The sequence below is a fragment of the Mycobacterium shottsii genome (assembly GCF_010728525.1).
GTDB classification, from domain to species: domain Bacteria; phylum Actinomycetota; class Actinomycetes; order Mycobacteriales; family Mycobacteriaceae; genus Mycobacterium; species Mycobacterium marinum.
This window is the reverse complement of the sequence record NZ_AP022572.1, coordinates 315,190-332,429: the sequence shown is the minus strand read 5'-3', so window position 1 is coordinate 332,429 and position 17,240 is coordinate 315,190. Positions and strand designations below refer to the sequence as shown.

General features: G+C 68.0%; 13 protein-coding genes. 7 read left to right on the top strand and 6 right to left on the bottom strand.

What is annotated here, in order from left to right; translation table 11 throughout:
- Window positions 1-67: 67 nt before the first annotated feature.
- Window positions 68-1,342: a PE family protein gene (locus tag G6N41_RS01570; RefSeq protein WP_198966386.1), complete on the bottom strand. Its 1,275-nt coding sequence runs from the start codon at window positions 1,340-1,342 to the stop codon at window positions 68-70.
- Window positions 1,343-1,505: 163 nt separating this feature from the next.
- Here G6N41_RS01570 and G6N41_RS01565 point away from each other — a divergent pair, with 163 nt between their 5' ends.
- The gene (locus tag G6N41_RS01565; protein ID WP_198966385.1) at window positions 1,506-3,026 is read left to right on the top strand and encodes an acetyl-CoA acetyltransferase; all 1,521 of its coding nucleotides are present in this window, start codon (window positions 1,506-1,508) and stop codon (window positions 3,024-3,026) included.
- Window positions 3,027-3,033: 7 nt separating this feature from the next.
- Here the strand turns inward: G6N41_RS01565 and G6N41_RS01560 are convergent, their stop codons facing one another.
- A complete protein-coding gene (locus G6N41_RS01560; RefSeq protein WP_198966384.1) occupies window positions 3,034-3,888 on the bottom strand; it encodes an LLM class F420-dependent oxidoreductase in 855 nt (284 codons plus the stop codon).
- 220 nt (window positions 3,889-4,108) lie between these two features.
- Between G6N41_RS01560 and G6N41_RS01555 the strand changes: the two genes are divergently transcribed.
- The 6 genes from G6N41_RS01555 (at window position 4,109) to G6N41_RS01530 (ending at window position 12,210) form a co-directional block, all read left to right on the top strand.
- Window positions 4,109-5,023: a DUF5336 domain-containing protein gene (locus tag G6N41_RS01555; RefSeq protein ID WP_198966383.1), complete on the top strand. Its 915-nt coding sequence runs from the start codon at window positions 4,109-4,111 to the stop codon at window positions 5,021-5,023.
- A 48-nt stretch (window positions 5,024-5,071) separates the two neighbouring features.
- Window positions 5,072-6,481: a cell division protein PerM gene (locus tag G6N41_RS01550; RefSeq protein WP_198966382.1), complete on the top strand. Its 1,410-nt coding sequence runs from the start codon at window positions 5,072-5,074 to the stop codon at window positions 6,479-6,481.
- Between the two features lie 52 nt (window positions 6,482-6,533).
- Complete coding sequence (purN, locus tag G6N41_RS01545) at window positions 6,534-7,181, top strand: phosphoribosylglycinamide formyltransferase (RefSeq protein ID WP_198966381.1); 648 nt, start codon at window positions 6,534-6,536, stop codon at window positions 7,179-7,181.
- Window positions 7,178-8,749, top strand: coding sequence for a bifunctional phosphoribosylaminoimidazolecarboxamide formyltransferase/IMP cyclohydrolase (gene purH, locus G6N41_RS01540; protein WP_198966380.1), 1,572 nt, complete (start codon window positions 7,178-7,180; stop codon window positions 8,747-8,749). Before purN ends, purH begins: the two co-directional genes overlap by 4 nt.
- A gap of 76 nt (window positions 8,750-8,825) precedes the next feature.
- Window positions 8,826-10,220: a sigma 54-interacting transcriptional regulator gene (locus tag G6N41_RS01535; RefSeq protein WP_198966379.1), complete on the top strand. Its 1,395-nt coding sequence runs from the start codon at window positions 8,826-8,828 to the stop codon at window positions 10,218-10,220.
- Window positions 10,213-12,210, top strand: coding sequence for a vWA domain-containing protein (locus G6N41_RS01530; RefSeq protein WP_198966378.1), 1,998 nt, complete (start codon window positions 10,213-10,215; stop codon window positions 12,208-12,210). The genes G6N41_RS01535 and G6N41_RS01530 overlap by 8 nt, the downstream gene beginning before the upstream one ends.
- A 27-nt stretch (window positions 12,211-12,237) precedes the next feature.
- Here the strand turns inward: G6N41_RS01530 and G6N41_RS01525 are convergent, their stop codons facing one another.
- The 4 genes from G6N41_RS01525 to G6N41_RS01510 form a co-directional block, all read right to left on the bottom strand.
- A complete protein-coding gene (locus G6N41_RS01525; RefSeq protein WP_036456071.1) occupies window positions 12,238-12,840 on the bottom strand; it encodes a DUF1707 SHOCT-like domain-containing protein in 603 nt (200 codons plus the stop codon).
- Between the two features lie 462 nt (window positions 12,841-13,302).
- Window positions 13,303-14,076, bottom strand: coding sequence for an enoyl-CoA hydratase family protein (locus G6N41_RS01520; RefSeq protein ID WP_198966377.1), 774 nt, complete (start codon window positions 14,074-14,076; stop codon window positions 13,303-13,305).
- Between the two features lie 10 nt (window positions 14,077-14,086).
- Window positions 14,087-15,253: an acyl-CoA dehydrogenase family protein gene (locus G6N41_RS01515; RefSeq protein WP_198966376.1), complete on the bottom strand. Its 1,167-nt coding sequence runs from the start codon at window positions 15,251-15,253 to the stop codon at window positions 14,087-14,089.
- On the bottom strand, window positions 15,253-17,235 hold the full coding sequence (locus tag G6N41_RS01510) for an acetyl/propionyl/methylcrotonyl-CoA carboxylase subunit alpha (protein WP_198966375.1): 1,983 nt from the start codon (window positions 17,233-17,235) through the stop codon (window positions 15,253-15,255). The genes G6N41_RS01515 and G6N41_RS01510 overlap by 1 nt, the downstream gene beginning before the upstream one ends.
- Window positions 17,236-17,240: the final 5 nt, after the last annotated feature.

Below are 17,240 nucleotides of genomic sequence, written 5' to 3'. Positions count from 1 at the left end.
ACGCTTCCGCCTGGAAGCGTGCCATTTTGCGTCTGCTCGGGCACTTGTCGCGCCCCGTGCTCGGTGGCTACGGCAGGCCGGGGTTGCCTGGTACGCCAATCAGCTGACCGCCGTCGCCGCCCTGGCCGCCGGTGCCGGTGGTCGCCGTCCCCACCCCGCCGTTGCCGCCGTTCCCGCCGAAACCGATGAGCAACGCGGCACGCCCGCCGTTGCCGCCGGTGCCGCCGGGATCAGTGCCGCCGTTGGGTCCTCCCGAGCCGCCGGCACCGCCGTCGCCGATCAACAAGCCCGCGTCACCGCCGGCCCCGCCGGCACCGCCGCCGTCTCCACCGGCGCCGTACCCGCCGATGCCGCCGTCCCCACCGGAGCCGGACAGTGTGCCGCCGGCCCCGCCGGCCCCGCCAGCCCCTCCGGTGGGGCCGAATCCGCCGGCGCCGCCGGTACCGCCATTGCCGTTGAAGAAACCGCCGTGGCCACCGATCCCGCCGGTGCCACCGGTGGTGGTGGTGGCCCCGGTCCCGTTACCGCCGCCACCGCCGCCTCCGCCGGAGCCGAGCAGGATCCCGCCTGCTCCGCCGGCGCCACCCGCGCCGCCCGCGCCGGCGGCCGGAGTCGTGCCGCCATGGCCGCCGGCGCCGCCGGTACCGATCAATCCACCCGCGCCGCCGGCGCCGCCGGCCCCGCCGTCGCCGGAGATCAGCGTCGCTCCGCCGTCGCCGCCGAGGCCGGACCCCCCGCTGCCGCCGGCTCCGCCGTTGCCGAACAGCAACCCGCCGGCCCCGCCGTTGCCACCAGTGGCCTGGCTGCTGCTGGGCTTGGCGGGTCCGCCGGCTCCGCCGTTGCCAAACAACCCCGCCGCGCCGCCGTTGCCGCCGGCGGGATGTGCGGCGGTGCCCCCGCCGCCGGCGCCGCCATTTCCGATCAGCAGCCCGCCCGCTTGGCCGTCTGACCCGGGTGCCCCGTTAGCCCCGTTGCCGATCAGCGGGCGTCCCAGCAGGGCGTTGGTGGGGGCATTGATCACATCGAGAAGCTGCTGCTCCAGGGTTTGCAGAGGCGACGCGGCGGCGGCTTCGGCGGTCGCATACCGTCCGGCGCTTGCGGTCATGAGCTGCACGAACTGGGCATGAAAAGTCGCCGCCTGAGCGCTCAGGGCCTGATAGGTCTGGGCGTGTGCCCCGAACAGTGCCGTGATGGCGGCCGACACCTCATCGGCGCCGGCGGCCAACACACCCGTCGTCGGGGCAAGGGCGGCCGCGTTGGCCTGACTGACTGCCGTGCCGATGCTCGCCAGATCCGAAGCTGCCGCGTTGACAAACTCGGGCGCTGTGGTGAGAAAAGACATCTGCGACCTCCACGGCGCAGGGAATGACAGATACATTCCGGACTGCTAATCGCACGCGCCCACCGGCGGTGTTATCCCAGTTCCGGGCGATATTTCGGGTGTGAATGTGCCCCCGCGACGCCCCGGCGCGGACGTGTAATTCGGCGAGGTAGATAGTGATGCTATGGATCTTGATCCGGGTACGCCGGTCATTGTCGGTGTCGGACAGGCCCTCGAACGCATCGATGACCCCGACTACCGGGGGATGTCGGCCGTTGAGCTGGCCGCCGCCGCTGCCCAGGCCGCTCTCGAAGACTGTGCCGCCGACGTGGCCGCGGCCATCGACACCGTCGCGGGCGTCCGACAGTTCGAGATCTCCGGGCCCGTCCCCAAGGCTCCGTTAGGCCGGTCCAACAACTATCCGCGCTCGGTGGCCCAGCGGATCGGGGCGGATCCGGCCCGCGCGATCCTCGAGATCGTCGGGGGCCAGGGGCCCCAGCACCTGATCACCGAGCTGGCCGGCGCGATCGCGGCAGGCCGCTCCGAAGTCACCATGGTGTTCGGCTCTGATGCGACGTCGACCAGTCGCCACTTCGCTGGGCGTGCCGACAAACCGGACTTCACCGAGATCGTCGACGGGGAGTTGCAGGACCGCGGCCCTGGCATCGACGGCCTGATCACGCGCTACACGATCATTCACGGCCTGGTGGATGCGCCCACCCAATACGGCTTGCTGGAGAATGCCCGCCGGGCCGCAACGGGTCTCGGCCCGGCCGACTACCTGCGGCGGATGGGCGACCTGTTCGCGCCGTTCACCAAGATCGCGGCCGGCAATCCTTTTGCCGCGGCGCCAATCGAGCGCACCGTCGAGGAGCTGATCACGGTCACCGACCGCAATCGGATGATCGCCGAGCCCTACCCCCGGCTGCTGTTCGCGCGCGATCAGGTGAACCAGGGCGCGGCCGCGCTGGTGATGTCGGTTGCGGCCGCACGCCGGCTCGGGGTTCCCGAGGAAAAGTGGGTCTACCTTCGCGGGCATGCCGACCTGCAAGAGCAGGCCCTGCTGCAGCGCCCCGATCTTGGGCACGCCCCGTCAGCCGTGCTGGCGGCGCGCGAGGCGCTCCGGGTGGCCGGTGTCGGTGTCGACGACATCGCCACCTTCTACCTGTACAGCTGCTTTCCGGTGCCGGTGTTCAACATCTGCGACGGTCTGGGGATTGCGACCGATGACCCGCGCGGTCTGACGCTCACCGGTGGGCTGCCGTTCTTCGGCGGGGCGGGAAATAACTACTCGATGCATGCGGTGGCCGAGACCGTAGCCCGGATGCGTAGCGAGCCGGGACGGTTCGGGCTCGTCGGCGCCAACGGCGGGATCATGAGCAAGTACTCGGTCGGGGTCTATTCCACCGCCCCGGCGCAATGGCAGCCGGACCGCAGCGCCGAGCTGCAAACACAAATCGACAGCGGGGCCAGCCAACCGGTTACCGAGCAGGCCGACGGCCCCGCCACGATCGAGACGTACACGGTCCGCCATGACGGTGGGCGTCTCACCGGGATCGTCATCGGCCGGCTGGCCGCCGACGGCCGCCGCTTCCTGGCGAGCACCGAAGACGACGAGCTGATCGGGTTGCTGACCGACGGCGACCCGCTGGGGCAAGCGATCCGGGTGCGCTCGTTCGACTACGGCAACCGCTGCGTTCTCTAGCTCGCGCCTAGACCATGGCGGCCAGCTTGCCGGCCAGCCGCTCTACGTACGCGGCGATCTCATCCTCGGGGCGATCCGGTAGTCCGAACAGCACCTCGGTGACCCCAAGCTCGGCCCAGCGGGCCAGCTTCTCGGGGACCGGCTTGAAGTCCAGCGCCACGATCTGTGGGGCCCCGTCGCGGCCGGCGGCCGCCCAGGTGTCCTGCAACAACTTGACCGGCGCGTCGATGTCGAAGTCACGCGGTGTGGTGATCCAGCCATCGGCGCTACGCGCTATCCATTTGAAGTTCTTCTCGGTGCCAGCGGCGCCCACGAGCACCGGAATGTGGGACTGCACCGGCTTGGGCCAGGCCCAGCTGGGGCCGAACTTGACGAACTCGCCGTCGTAGGCGGCTTCCTCCTGCGTCCACAGCGCCCGCATCGCCTCGAGGTATTCACGCAACATCGTGCGGCGCCGTCCGGGTGGAACGCCATGGTCGGCGAGTTCGTCGGTGTTCCAACCGAACCCCACGCCGGGGCTGACCCGTCCGCCGGACAGGTGATCCAGCGTGGCAATGCTCTTGGCCAGGGTGATCGGGTCATGCTCGACGGGCAGTGCCACCGCAGTCGACAGCCGTACCCGCGAGGTCACCGCCGACGCCGCGCCCAAACTCACCCAGGGGTCCAGCGTGCGCATATAACGATCGTCGGGAAGCGAGGAATCGCCCGTCGTTGGATGAGCGGCTTCTCGCTTGATTGGGATATGGGTGTGCTCAGGCACATAGAAATAGAAGGTGTGAAAGCCGTGGTCGTCAGCGAGTCTCGCCGCCGCCGCCGGAGCGATGCCGCGGTCGCTGTTGAAAAGCACAAGCCCATAGTCCATAACAGAATTAGAACGTGTTCTACCTCGGCCGGGCAAGCGCCCCCGCGCCGATCGGCTCGGCGGGATCGACGGAGGTGATGGCGCTGGTCGAGCGGGGGCAGGTCGCCGCGGCGCGAGCACCGGAACGTGCGCTAGCGTGGTTGTTCGAATCGCGTCGCAGGGACCAAGCGTCGCAATGCAGCAGCGGCGCCGCGACGGCGCGCAAGTAACAGGAGGAGCCATGACCTACACGCCGGGTAGCCCCGGATATCCGCCCGCGCAATCGGGCGGCTCCTACGGAGGCGCCACACCGTCTTTCGCTCAAGCCGACGACGCGGCGAGCAAGCTCCCGATGTACCTGAACGTTGCGGTGGCGGTGCTCGGTTTTCTCGCGTATCTCGCCAGCTTCGGGCCGATGTTCACGATCAGCTCTGAACTCGGCGGCGGCAGCAGCGAAGCTTCCGGCGACACCGTGCTGGCCGTCGGGATGGCGTTGCTGGCCGGGCTGCTTTCCGGAGTGAGCCTGCTCCCCAAGGTCAAGAGCTACGGGGCCGTCGTCGCGGTCGTCTCGATACTGGGCGTATTCCTGATGATTTCGTCGACCTTCAACAAGCCGAGCGCCTTTTCGACCGGTTGGGCACTGTGGATTGTCCTGGTGTGCATTGTGTTTCAGGCTGTCGCCGCAGTCGGCGCGCTGTTGCTGGAGACCGGCGTGGTGTCGGCGCCGGCGCCGAGGCCGAAATTCGATCCCTATGGCCAGTACGGCCAGTACGGCCAGTACGGGCAGTACGGCGGCCAGCCGGGCGGGTACTACGGTCAACCGGGTGCACAGCAGTCCGCGCCCAATCCGCAGCAGTCGCCGCAGCAGCCGTCCGGGTACGGGTCGCAGTACGGCGGCTTTACCTCCAGCCAGGGTTCCAACCCGTCCAGCGGTGGATTCAGCGCCCCGCAAGCACAGTCGGCCCCCCAGCCGATGCACCAGACCCCGTCCACTCCGCCCACTGGATTCCCCAGCTTCAGCCCGCCGCCGTCCGTTAGTGCCGGGACGGGATCCCAGGGTGGTTCGGCTCCGGTCAACTACTCCAATCCCGGCGGTGGGCAGCAGAACTACGGCCAGGGCCAGCAATCTTCGTCACCCGGGTCGGCGCCGGTCTAACCGGGCGCTCTCGCGCCTAGTAGGACACGTGCGCGGAGAGTGACACGGGTGGAGGACAGTCGAGCAGCGGGTGCTCGCCAGGCGCGCGACCTGGTCAAGGTCGCGTTCGCCCCGGCTGTGGTGGCGCTGGTCATCATCGCGGCGGTCACGCTGATTCAGCTGGTGATCGCAAACAGCGACATGACGGGCGCGCTGGGTGCGATCGCCAGCATGTGGCTGGGTGTGCACCAGGTGCCGATCTCGATCGGTGGCCGTGAACTGGGCGTAATGCCCCTGCTCCCGGCCCTGTTGATGGTGTGGGGCACGGCCCGCACGACGGCGCTGGCGACCTCGCCGTACTCGTCGTGGCTGGTTGTTCGGTGGGTTATCGCATCGGCGTTGGGCGGGCCGCTGCTGATCGCGGCGATCTGCCTGGCGGTGATCCACGATGCGTCGTCGGTCATCACCGAGTTGCAGACGCCCAGTGCATTGCGTGCGTTTGTCAGCGTGCTGGCGGTTCATGCCATCGGTGCGGGCCTGGGGGTCTGGTCGCGGGTGGGCAGACGGGCTCTGGCGGTTTCACCGCTGCCGAACTGGCTGGGCGACTCGCTGCGGGCCGCCGCCGCCGGGGTGCTGGCACTGCTCGGGCTCTCCGGCCTGGTGACCGCGGGGTCGCTGGTCGTGCACTGGGCGACGATGCAGGAGCTGTACGGCATCACCGATTCGGCGTTCGGCCAGTTCAGCCTCACCGTGCTGTCGGTGCTCTATGTGCCCAACGTCGTCGTTGGCGCCGCGGCGATCGCTGTCGGGGCCAGTGCGCACATCGGCTTCGCGACGTTCAGTGCGTTCACGGTCTTTGGCGGCGACATCCCCGCTGTGCCGATCCTGGCCGCGGCTCCCACCCCGCCGCTGGGGCCGGTGTGGGTAGCCCTGCTGATCATCGGGGCGTCCTCCGGAGTGGCGGTCGGGCAACAGTGCGCGCGTCGTCCGCTGCCGCCCCTGCCTGCCATGGGCAAACTGTTGGCCGCGGCCCTGGTGGGGGCATTGGCGATGGCGCTGCTCGGTTACGGGGGGAGCGGGAAGCTAGGCAACTTCGGCGCCGTTGGCGTCGACGAGGGAGCACTGCTGGTCGGCGTGTTCTTCTGGTTCGCCTTGGTCGGGGGCGCCACGCTGGTGATGGCGGGTGGAATCAGACGGCGTCCCAGGCGGCCCAAACCGCGGCCGGCCCCACCCGTTGAAGCAGACGTCGACGAGCCCATTCGTGAGCCCGTTGATGAGCCCTTTGTCCCACTTTTCGATCAGGACGCCCCGCTGGGTGATATGACTTCGCGCGAACCCGTTGCGCCCGGTGGCGATGACGCCGACGTCCCCCCTGCCGCACCCGACGAGGCCGATTGGTCAGATGGGCCAGACCGGCCAGATGGGCCAGACCGGCAGGACGGGCCTGACACCAGCCATCCGCCCGAACATTTGACCTGACCGCGGATGCCCGCCCGCCGCTGCGGCCGGGTAGCCCGACTAGGCTCGCCGTGTGCAGGAACCGGTCCGGATACCCCCGAGTGCACCGGCGCGGCTTGTGGTGCTCGCGTCGGGCGCGGGGTCATTGCTGAACTCATTGCTGGACGCCGCCGTGGCCGACTACCCGGCGCGAATCGTCGCCGTTGGGGTCGATCGGGATTGCCGGGCCACTGAGATCGCCGCGCAGGCGTCGGTGCCCGCCTTCACCGTCCGCGTCTCCGATCACCCCAGCCGCGATGCTTGGGACGCCGCCATCACCGCCGCCACCGCCGCCCACTCGCCTGACCTGGTGGTATCCGCCGGATTCATGAGAATTCTTGGGCCGCAATTCCTTTCGAAATTCCACCAACGGATCCTCAACACCCATCCGGCACTCCTGCCGGCGTTTCCCGGTGCTCATGGGGTAGCCGATGCGCTGGCCTACGGCGTGAAGGTCACCGGTTGTACGGTGCACCTGGTGGACGCCGGGATGGACACGGGACCGATACTGGCGCAGCAAGCCATTGCGGTGCTCGACGGCGACGACGAAGCGACCTTGCACGAACGGATCAAGGTAGTGGAGCGCAAGCTTCTGGTGGACGTGGTGGCCGGGATTGCCACCGGCGGCGTGACGGTGATCGGACGAAAAGCGATGATTGGACGAAAGGCGACCATAGGATGAGCACCGACCACATAAGAAGGCCGATCCGCCGCGCGTTGATCAGTGTGTATGACAAGACCGGGCTGGTTGACCTGGCGCAGGGGCTGACCGCGGCAGGTGTCGAGATCGTCTCGACCGGATCAACCGCGAAGACCATTGCCAGCAAAGGGATTCCGGTGACCCGGGTGGAAGAGCTGACGGGATTCCCCGAGGTACTCGACGGGCGGGTCAAGACGCTGCATCCGCGCGTGCATGCCGGCCTGCTGGCCGATCTGCGAAACCCCGAGCACGAGGCGGCGCTGGCCGAGCTCGGAGTCGAGGCATTCGAGCTGGTCGTGGTCAACCTGTACCCGTTCAGCCAGACCGTGGAATCCGGTGCCAGCGTCGACGACTGCGTCGAACAGATCGACATCGGCGGCCCCTCCATGGTGCGGGCGGCGGCCAAGAACCATCCCAGTGTGGCCGTGGTCACCGACCCGCAGGGATACGACGGCGTGCTGGCCGCGGTGCGTAGCGGCGGATTCACCTTCGCCGAACGCAAGAAGCTGGCCTCGCTGGCCTTTCAGCACACCGCCGAATACGACATCGCAGTCGCGAGCTGGATGCAGTCCACGGTGGCGCCCGAGCAGCCCGAAACCGACTTTCCGCGCTGGTTCGGCAGAAATTGGCGGCGTCAGGCGATGCTGCGCTACGGCGAGAACCCGCATCAGCAGGCCGCGCTCTACGCCGACCCCGGCGCTTGGCCGGGATTGGCTCAGGCCGAGCAGCTGCACGGAAAAGAGATGTCCTACAACAACTTCACCGATGCCGACGCGGCCTGGCGGGCCGCCTTTGACCACGAGCAGAAATGCGTGGCAATCATCAAGCACGCCAACCCGTGCGGCATTGCCATCTCGGAGGTTTCGGTCGCCGACGCGCATCGTAAGGCCCACGCCTGCGACCCACTCAGTGCCTACGGCGGCGTGATTGCCTGCAACACCGAGGTCAGCCCAGAGATGGCGGAGTACGTCAGCACCATCTTCACCGAGGTGATCGTGGCACCGGCCTACGCTCTCGCCGCCCTTGATCAGTTGACGAAGAAGAAGAACATCCGGGTGTTGGTGGCATCCGAGCCCCAAGACGGCGGCGCCGAGCTGCGTCCGATCAGCGGGGGACTGCTGATGCAGCAGCGTGACCAGCTCGATGCCGCCGGCGACAACCCGGCCAACTGGACCCTGGCCACCGGCTCGCCCGCCGATCCGGCGACGCTGACCGACCTGGTCTTCGCCTGGCGCAGCTGTCGTGCGGTCAAGTCCAACGCGATCGTCATCGTGGCCGACGGCGCCACCATCGGCGTCGGGATGGGCCAAGTCAACCGCGTCGATGCCGCACGGTTGGCGGTGGAGCGCGGCGGCGAACGCGTCAACGGCGCCGTCGCTGCCTCCGATGCGTTCTTCCCGTTCCCCGACGGCCTCGAGACGTTGACGGCCGCCGGGGTCAAGGCGATCGTGCACCCGGGAGGGTCGGTGCGCGACGAGGAAGTCACCGCGGCGGCCGCCAAGGCGGGCATCACCTTGTACCTCACCGGTTCGCGCCACTTCGCGCATTAGGGTGCCGGTGTGGGCGCATTTATGCCTGGCTAGGCCCCGTTCCCAGGCGCCTGTCCCTGACTCGTCGTAGCGTGGAGTGGTGACTTCACCGAGCAATCTGCCTCGCACCGTCGGCGAGCTGCGTGCCTCCGGTCATCGCGAGCGGGGGGTTAAGCAGGAAATCCGGGAGAATCTGTTGACCGCGCTGGCAGATGGGCCGGATAACGCGGCCGTCTGGCCGGGCATCCTGGGCTTCGACGACACCGTGATTCCCCAGCTCGAGCGGGCCCTGATCGCGGGCCACGACTTTGTGCTGCTGGGCGAGCGCGGCCAAGGCAAGACCCGGCTGCTGCGCGCGCTGACCGGATTGCTCGACGAGTTGACACCGGTGATCGCCGGTGCCGAACTTCCCGAGCATCCTTACCGGCCGATCACGCCGGAGTCGATCCGCCGGGCCGCGCAGCTGAAAGACGATCTGCCGGTGGCATGGAAGCATCGCAGCGAGCGTTACACCGAAAAACTGGCCACCCCCGACACCAGTGTTGCCGACCTGGTCGGTGACATCGACCCGATCAAGGTGGCCGAGGGCCGCAGTCTCGGAGACCCCGAAACCATCGCCTACGGGCTGATTCCGCGCGCACACCGCGGAATCGTGGCCGTTAACGAGCTGCCCGACCTGGCCGAGCGGATCCAAGTGTCCATGCTCAATGTGATGGAGGAGCGCGACATCCAGGTCCGCGGCTACACCCTGCGCCTGCCGCTGGACGTGTTGGTGGTCGCCAGTGCCAACCCCGAGGACTACACCAACCGGGGGCGCATCATCACCCCGCTCAAAGACAGGTTCGGCGCCGAGATCCGCACTCACTACCCGCTGGAGCTGGAGGCGGAGATGGGTGTCATCGCGCAGGAGGCGCATCTGAGCGCTCAGGTGCCCGATTATCTGTTGCAGGTGATCGCGCGGTTCGCCCGCTACCTGCGCGAGTCCAGTTCGGTCGATCAGCGCTCCGGGGTGTCGGCGCGCTTCGCCATCGCGGCGGCGGAGACCGTGGCGGCCGCCGCCCGCCACCGAGGGGCGGTGCTGGGCGAGACCGACCCGGTGGCCCGGGTGGTCGATCTGGGCACCGTGATCGACGTGCTGCGCGGCAAGCTCGAGTTTGAGTCCGGTGAGGAGGGGCGCGAGCAGGCGGTGCTCGAACACCTATTGCGCCGGGCCACCGCGGATACCGCGTCCCGGGCGCTGGGTGGCATTGACGTCGGCACGCTGGTGTCAGCCGTCGAGGGAGGTTCGGCGGTGACGACCGGTGAGCGGGTATCGGCCAAGGATGTGCTGGTGGCCGTTCCAGGACTGCCGGTGGTGGAGACCATCGCGCGCAAACTCAACGCCGAATCCGAAGGGGAGCGCGCCGCAGCCCTGGAGCTGGCCCTGGAGGCGCTGTACCTGGCCAAGCGAGTCGACAAAGTGTCCGGGGAGGGCCAAACCGTTTATGGCTGACCGGGCGAAGGGGCACTCGACGCGGTACTCGGCGTACACCGGCGGACCTGATCCGCTGGCGCCGCCGGTAGACCTGCGCGAGGCGCTGGAGCAGATCGGTCAGGACGTCATGGCGGGCACCTCACCGCGCCGGGCGCTGTTCGAGCTGCTGCGGCGCGGCACCAAGTCCATGCCCGGTGCCGACAGGTTGGCGTCCGAGGCGAACCGCCGCCGCCGCGAGCTACTGCGCCGCAACAACTTGGACGGCACCCTGCAGGAGATCAAGAAGCTGCTGGACGAGGCGGTGCTGGCCGAGCGCAAAGAATTGGCCCGGGCGCTAGACGATGACGCTCGATTCTCCGAATTGCAGTTGGAGGCATTGCCGCCGTCGCCGGCCAAAGCCGTACAGGAACTCTCCGAGTACGACTGGCGCAGCGGCGAGGCCCGCGAAAAGTACGACCAGATCAAGGATCTGCTGGGCCGCGAGCTACTCGACCAACGCTTCGCCGGCATGAAGCAGGCGTTGGAAGGCGCCACCGACGAGGATCGCCAGCGCGTGAACGAGATGCTCGACGACCTCAACAACCTGCTGGACAAGCACGCCAGGGGACAGGACACCCAGCAAGACTTCCAAGACTTCATGGACAAGCACGGCGAGTTCTTCCCGGAGAACCCGAGCAATGTCGAGGAGCTACTGGACTCGCTGGCCAAGCGGGCCGCCGCCGCGCAGCGGTTCCGCAACAGCCTGTCCCAGGAGCAGCGTGATGAGCTGGATGCGTTGGCGCAGCAGGCTTTCGGATCGCCTTCGCTGATGCAGGCACTCAACCGCCTCGACGCCCATCTGCAGGAGGCGCGTCCGGGCGAGGACTGGACCGGCCAGCAGCAGTTCTCCGGCGACAACCCGTTCGGCATGGGTGAAGGCACCAAGGCGCTGGCCGACATCGCCGAACTCGAGCAGCTGGCCGAACAGCTCTCGCAGGCTTATCCGGGCGCCACCATGGATGACGTCGACCTCGACGCGCTGGCCCGTCAACTCGGCGACCAGGCCGCCATCGATGCCCGCACGCTCGCCGAACTGGAACGGGCCTTGGTGAATCAGGGTTTCTTCGACCGGGGATCCGACGGCCAATGGCGGCTGTCACCCAAGGCGATGCGCAGGCTGGGTGAGACCGCATTGCGCGATGTGGTGCAACAACTTTCCGGACGCCGCGGTGAGCGGGATCACCGGCGTGCGGGGGCGGCCGGTGAGCTGACCGGCGCGACCCGGCCCTGGCAGTTCGGTGACACCGAACCGTGGCACATCTCGCGCACGCTGACCAACGCGGTGCTGCGCCAGGCCGGTACGGCGCCTCCTGGCGGCGGCGCCGGCCCGATCCGGATCACCGTCGATGACGTCGAAGTCTCCGAGACTGAGACCCGAACTCAGGCCGCGGTTGCGCTCCTGGTGGACACCTCGTTTTCGATGGTGATGGAGAATCGGTGGCTGCCGATGAAGCGCACGGCGCTGGCGCTCAACCACCTCGTGTGCACGCGGTTCCGTTCGGATGCCCTGCAGATCATCGCGTTCGGTCGCTACGCGCGGACCGTGACGGCCGCGGAGCTGACCGGTTTGGAGGGCGTCTACGAGCAGGGCACCAACCTGCACCACGCGCTGGCGCTGGCCGGGCGACATCTCAGACGCCACCCGAACGCGCAGCCGGTCGTCTTGGTGGTGACCGATGGTGAACCCACCGCCCATCTCGAGGACTTTTCCGGCGAGGGGGCGGGTTCTGCGGTGTTCTTCGACTACCCGCCGCATCCGCGCACCATTGCCCACACCGTGCGCGGGTTCGATGACATGGCGCGGCTGGGCGCCCAAATCACCATCTTCCGATTGGGCAGTGACCGGGGCCTGGCCCGGTTCATTGATCAAGTCGCGCGTCGGGTCGAGGGACGTGTCGTCGAACCCGATCTCGACGGACTCGGTGCGGCCGTGGTGGGCGACTACCTGAGGTCTCGGCGCAGGCGCTAGGGCCGTGCGTTTGACCGACTGATGGGTCTAATTGCGCGCCTTGCGTGGTTTGCGTTTGATGCCTACCCCGCCCCAGAACGAGAAGCCCTGAATCTTGACGTTGGGGGCCCCGCGACTGCCCTCGCCCGCGACTTCCCGGTCAAAGTTGCCCATGATTCCGCGGCCGTCGATCTCGACGTTGATCTCGGGCGGCAACAGGATGGTCTGCACGCCCATGATCGAGTAGGCGTGAATTTCGACTTCGGTTGAGGTGAAGTCGGCGTAGCGCAGATCCAATACTCCGCTGCCCCACAGGGTCAAGGTGGTCAGCTTCTTGGGCACGTTCCACCGGCCGCGACGCTCGAACCCGCTCAGCAAGGCCAGCAGCAGAGTCGAAGGTGCCGGGTTGCAGTTGCCGCCGCGGCGCGGACTTACCGCGGCGCCGGGCAGATCGGCGCTCAGCTGGTCCAGCTCCTGATACGTGGTTGCGGCGTAGGCTCTGGTCAATCGGTCTTCATACTCGTTGAGCTGCAGTCGTCCCTGCTCGGCTGCGTATGCCAGCAGCTGTGCGATCTGGATCCGATCGGTATCCGCAGCGAGCGACGAATCGTCGCGCGTGTCCTGTGCGTCACGTCGGGCTGGATTGCTCATCACCCACGAGCCTACGACTTCGCGATTTTGCTGCAAGAGGTGTTGGCTAAACTGCAACGTTCGCGCGGCCGGTGGGCTCTGGTGACCCGGTGCGAAGTGCGCGTTTCTACGGATCCTGAGATCCGGCGACCCGGCCGCGCGGGGATGGTGATTTGTGATGGCAACGGCGGGGCACGCCGGCTACCCCAGTGTGCCGGATGCGCCGAAGAGTAGGCCGCCGTTGCCCGGGGTACCACCGGTTCCGGCGGATGCGCCGGTGCCGCCGGCTCCACCGTTGCCGCCGCTGCCGCTAAAGCTGGTTCGAGCTCAACGCGGGCCAGCTCGAGTCGGTCGCGGTGGGTTCCGGCTATCGAGATTCGAGCGGGCATGCATGGAGTTTGGTCAATGTATGTTAGTTCGCTGTGCGTCACCAGCCCCGGGCCCGGGGCGGCAGCCTGTCCGGCGGCTTCGGCTGCCGGAGGTTCAGTCGGAGGCCCAGCTGGGTTGGCGTTTCTGCAAGAACGCGAGCATGCCTTCGCGGGCTTCCTCCGAGACGAACAGCCGCGCCGATTCCTCGGTGAGGCGTTCCGCATCACGGTCGAAACCGGCCAGTACGGCCGCGGTGGTCAGTGCCTTCGACGCCTCAAGGCCCTGCGGCGAACCGCGCCCGACATCGGCGATCAGCGCGGCCACCGCGGCCTCCATGTCGTCGGCGGCGATGGTGACCAAACCCATCTCCGCCGCCTCGTCGGCGCCGAACTTCGCTCCGGTCAGGTAGTAGCGGGCGGCCGCCCGCGCCGACAGCTTCGGCAGCAATGTCAGCGAGATGATTGCCGGGGCGACCCCGATCCGGGCTTCGGTCAGCGCAAAGGTGCACGCCGGGCCGGCGACTACGATGTCGCAGGCACCGACCAGGCCGAAGCCTCCGGCGCGCACGTGCCCGTTGATGGCGCCGATCACCGGTCGTGGCGACTCCACAATGGCGCGCAGCACCGTGGTCATTTCCCGGGCCCGCGCGACAGCCAGGTCATAGGGGTCGCCGGAGCCGGCCTCGCTCAAGTCCGCGCCAGCGCAGAAGGTGCCGCCGGTGTGCCCGAGCACGACGACCCGCACGCCCGGATCGGCCGCGGCATCCCGCAGCCCCTCATGCAGCTGGGTGACCAGGGTGGTGGACAGGGCGTTGCGGTTGTGCGGGGAGTTCAGCGTCAGACGGACAACCACGCCGTCACGCGCGTACTCGACGAGACGATCAGCCATCGGTGGGGCCTCAGTAGCTTCGGGGCAGGCCCAGCGACGTCTGCGCGACGAAGTTGAGCACCATTTCGCGGCTGATCGGGGCAATCCGGGCCAAGCGCGACGAGGTCAGCATGGCCGCGACGCCGTACTCCTGGGTCAGCCCGTTGCCGCCCATCGACTGCACGGCCTGATCGACCGAGCGGGCCGACGCCTCCGCCGCCGCGTACTTGGCCATGTTGGCGGCCTCGGCCGCTCCGCCGTCATCGCCGTGGTCATACAGCGTCGCGGCCTTTTGCATCATCAGCTTGGCGAGCTCGACTTCGATGTGGCATTGCGCCAAGGGATGCGCTAACCCCTGGTGGGCGCCGATCGGGGTGGACCACACCTGGCGCGTCTTGACGTAGTCGACGGCCCGGTTCAGTGCAAACCGTCCCATGCCGACCGCGCTGGCCGCACCCATGATGCGCTCGGGATTCAGCCCGGCGAAAAGCTGGGCGATGGCCGCGTCCTGGGCTCCGACCAGCGCGTCGGCGGGCAGCCGCACATCATCGAGGAAAACCTGGAACTGCCGTTCGGGGCTGACCAGTTCCATGTCGATCGCCGTGTAGGTGAAGCCGGGGGTGTCGGTGGGGACCACGAACAGCGCCGGACGCAGCTTCCCGGTCTTGGCTTCCTCGGTGCGTCCCACCACCAGCACCGCCTGGGCTTGGTCAATACCGGAGATGTAGACCTTCTGCCCCTTGATGATCCAGTCGCTGCCGTCACGGCGGGCGGTCGTGGTGATCTTGTGCGAGTTGGATCCGGCGTCGGGCTCGGTGATGGCGAAGGCCATCGTCAGGGTCCCGTCCGCGATGCCGGGAAGCCAGCGCTGCTTCTGCTCGTCGGTGCCGAACTTGCTGATGATGGTGCCGTTGATGGCCGGCGAGACCACCATCAGCAACAGGGCGGAGCCGGCCGCGGCCATTTCCTCCATCACCATCGACAGCTCGTACATGCCGGCGCCGCCGCCGCCGTACTCCTCGGGCAGGTTCACCTCGATGAAGCCGAGTTTGCCGGCCTCCGACCACAGCTCGGTGGTGTGCTCGTGAGCACGCGCCTTCTTCAGGTAGTACTCGTGGCCGTAGTTGGACGCCCATTCCGATACCGCCTTGCGTAGCGCCCGGCGGTCCTCATTCTCGATGAAGCTGGTGTCGGTCATCACGAATCTCCTTCTGCTTCAGGCGCTTCCACTCTGGCTAGGACGGCGCCGACGTCGACTTGTTGGCCGGTTTGGACGTTGAGCTGGGTAAGTACGCCATCGGTCGGGGCGCTGATGGTGTGCTCCATCTTCATCGCTTCCAACCAGATCAGTGGCTGATCGGCGGTGACGGTATCGCCAACATCGGCGCCCAACCGGATGACGTTGCCCGGCATGGGTGCCACCAGCGATCCTTGTTCGACGGCCGAACCCGGCTCCGGGAAGCGGGGCAGCGCAACCAGGTGCACCGGGCCGCTGGGGGAATCGACGAAGACGTCCTGGCCGTAGCTCGCGACCGTGAGGCGTCGGGCCACCCCGTTTTCGCCGGCCAGCACCACCTCGTTGGGTGTCGCCGATACCAGCCGCACCGAGTCGTCACCGGCAATCTGGAGTCCCGTTCTGGTGAATCGGTATTCGATGCGGTACTCGACGTCACCGCCGTCGCGGTAGGTCTTGACCTGATAGCCCGACGCCACGTTGCGCCAGCCGCTGGGAATGGATCCGAACACCGTCGCGGTTGCCCGGTTGTGGGCGGCGTCGGCGAGGGCCGCGGCGGTCGCCGACAAGCGGATGTTGTCCGCGTCGGCCAGCGGCGCGGCCAGTTCGGCCAACCCGTGGGTGTCGAAGAACGCTGTGTCGGTAGCGCCGTCGAGAAACGCCGGATGCCGCAGCACGTTCACCAACAGCTCACGGTTGGTGCGCAGCCCATGCAGGTGGGCGCGGACCAGCGCATCGGCGAGTACCAGTGCGGACTGCCGGCGCGTGGGGGCGTAGGAGATGACCTTGGCCAGCATGGGGTCGTAATGGATGGACACCACCGAGCCGTCGACAATCCCGGAATCCAGCCGAATTCCGGTGCGCTGTCCCAGCGTGGCGAATTCGGCTCGGACCGACGGCACCTCGATGGTGTGCATCGCGCCCGCCTGCGGCTGCCAGCCCTGCGCGGGATCCTCGGCGTAGAGGCGGGCCTCGATGGAATGACCATGGGCGGGCGGAGGTTCCGCCTTGAGACGGCCACCGTCGGCCACCGCGAGCTGCAGTTCAACCAGATCCAGGCCGGTGGTCTCCTCGGTGACCGGATGCTCGACCTGCAGTCGGGTGTTCATCTCCAGGAAGTAGAACTCGCCCGCATCGTCGGCGAGGAACTCCACGGTGCCGGCCCCGGTGTAGCCGATGGCTTCCGCGGCCAGCCGGGCCGCGTCGAACAGCTTGGCCCGCATCCCCGGGATGCGCTGCACCAAGGGGGAGGGTGCCTCTTCGATGATCTTCTGGTGGCGACGCTGAATGGAGCATTCGCGTTCCCCGACGGCCCACACGGTGCCGTGGGTGTCGGCCATCACCTGAACCTCGATGTGGTGCCCGGTGGGTAGGTAACGCTCGCAGAACACGGTCGGGTCACCGAATGCGGACTGCGCCTCGCGGCGGGCTGCCTCGACTTCGGCGGGCAGGGCCGACAATTCGCGGACCACACGCATGCCGCGACCACCGCCGCCGGCTGAAGCCTTGACGAGCACCGGCAGCTGTGCCGCGGTGACGGTCTCGGGGTCGAGTTCGTCGAGCACCGGCACACCGGCGGCGGCCATCAGCTTCTTGGACTCGATCTTGGAGCCCATCGCGCGCACCGCGTCCACCGGCGGTCCGATCCAGGTCAGGCCCGCCGTGGTGACGGCGGCGGCGAACTCGGAATTCTCCGAAAGGAATCCGTAGCCGGGGTGGATCGCGTCGGCGCCCGCCGCACGGGCGGCGGCGATGATGGCCTCGGCGTTGAGATAGTCGTTGGTCTGCGCCAGCCGCACCCGGGCGTCGGACTCGGCGACATGCGGCGCGGCCGCATCCGGGTCGGTATAGACGGCGACGGTGCCCAGGCCGAGCCGGCGGCAGGTGGCGAACACCCGCCGAGCGATCTCGCCGCGGTTGGCAACTAGCACTCGAGTGATAGACATCGGCA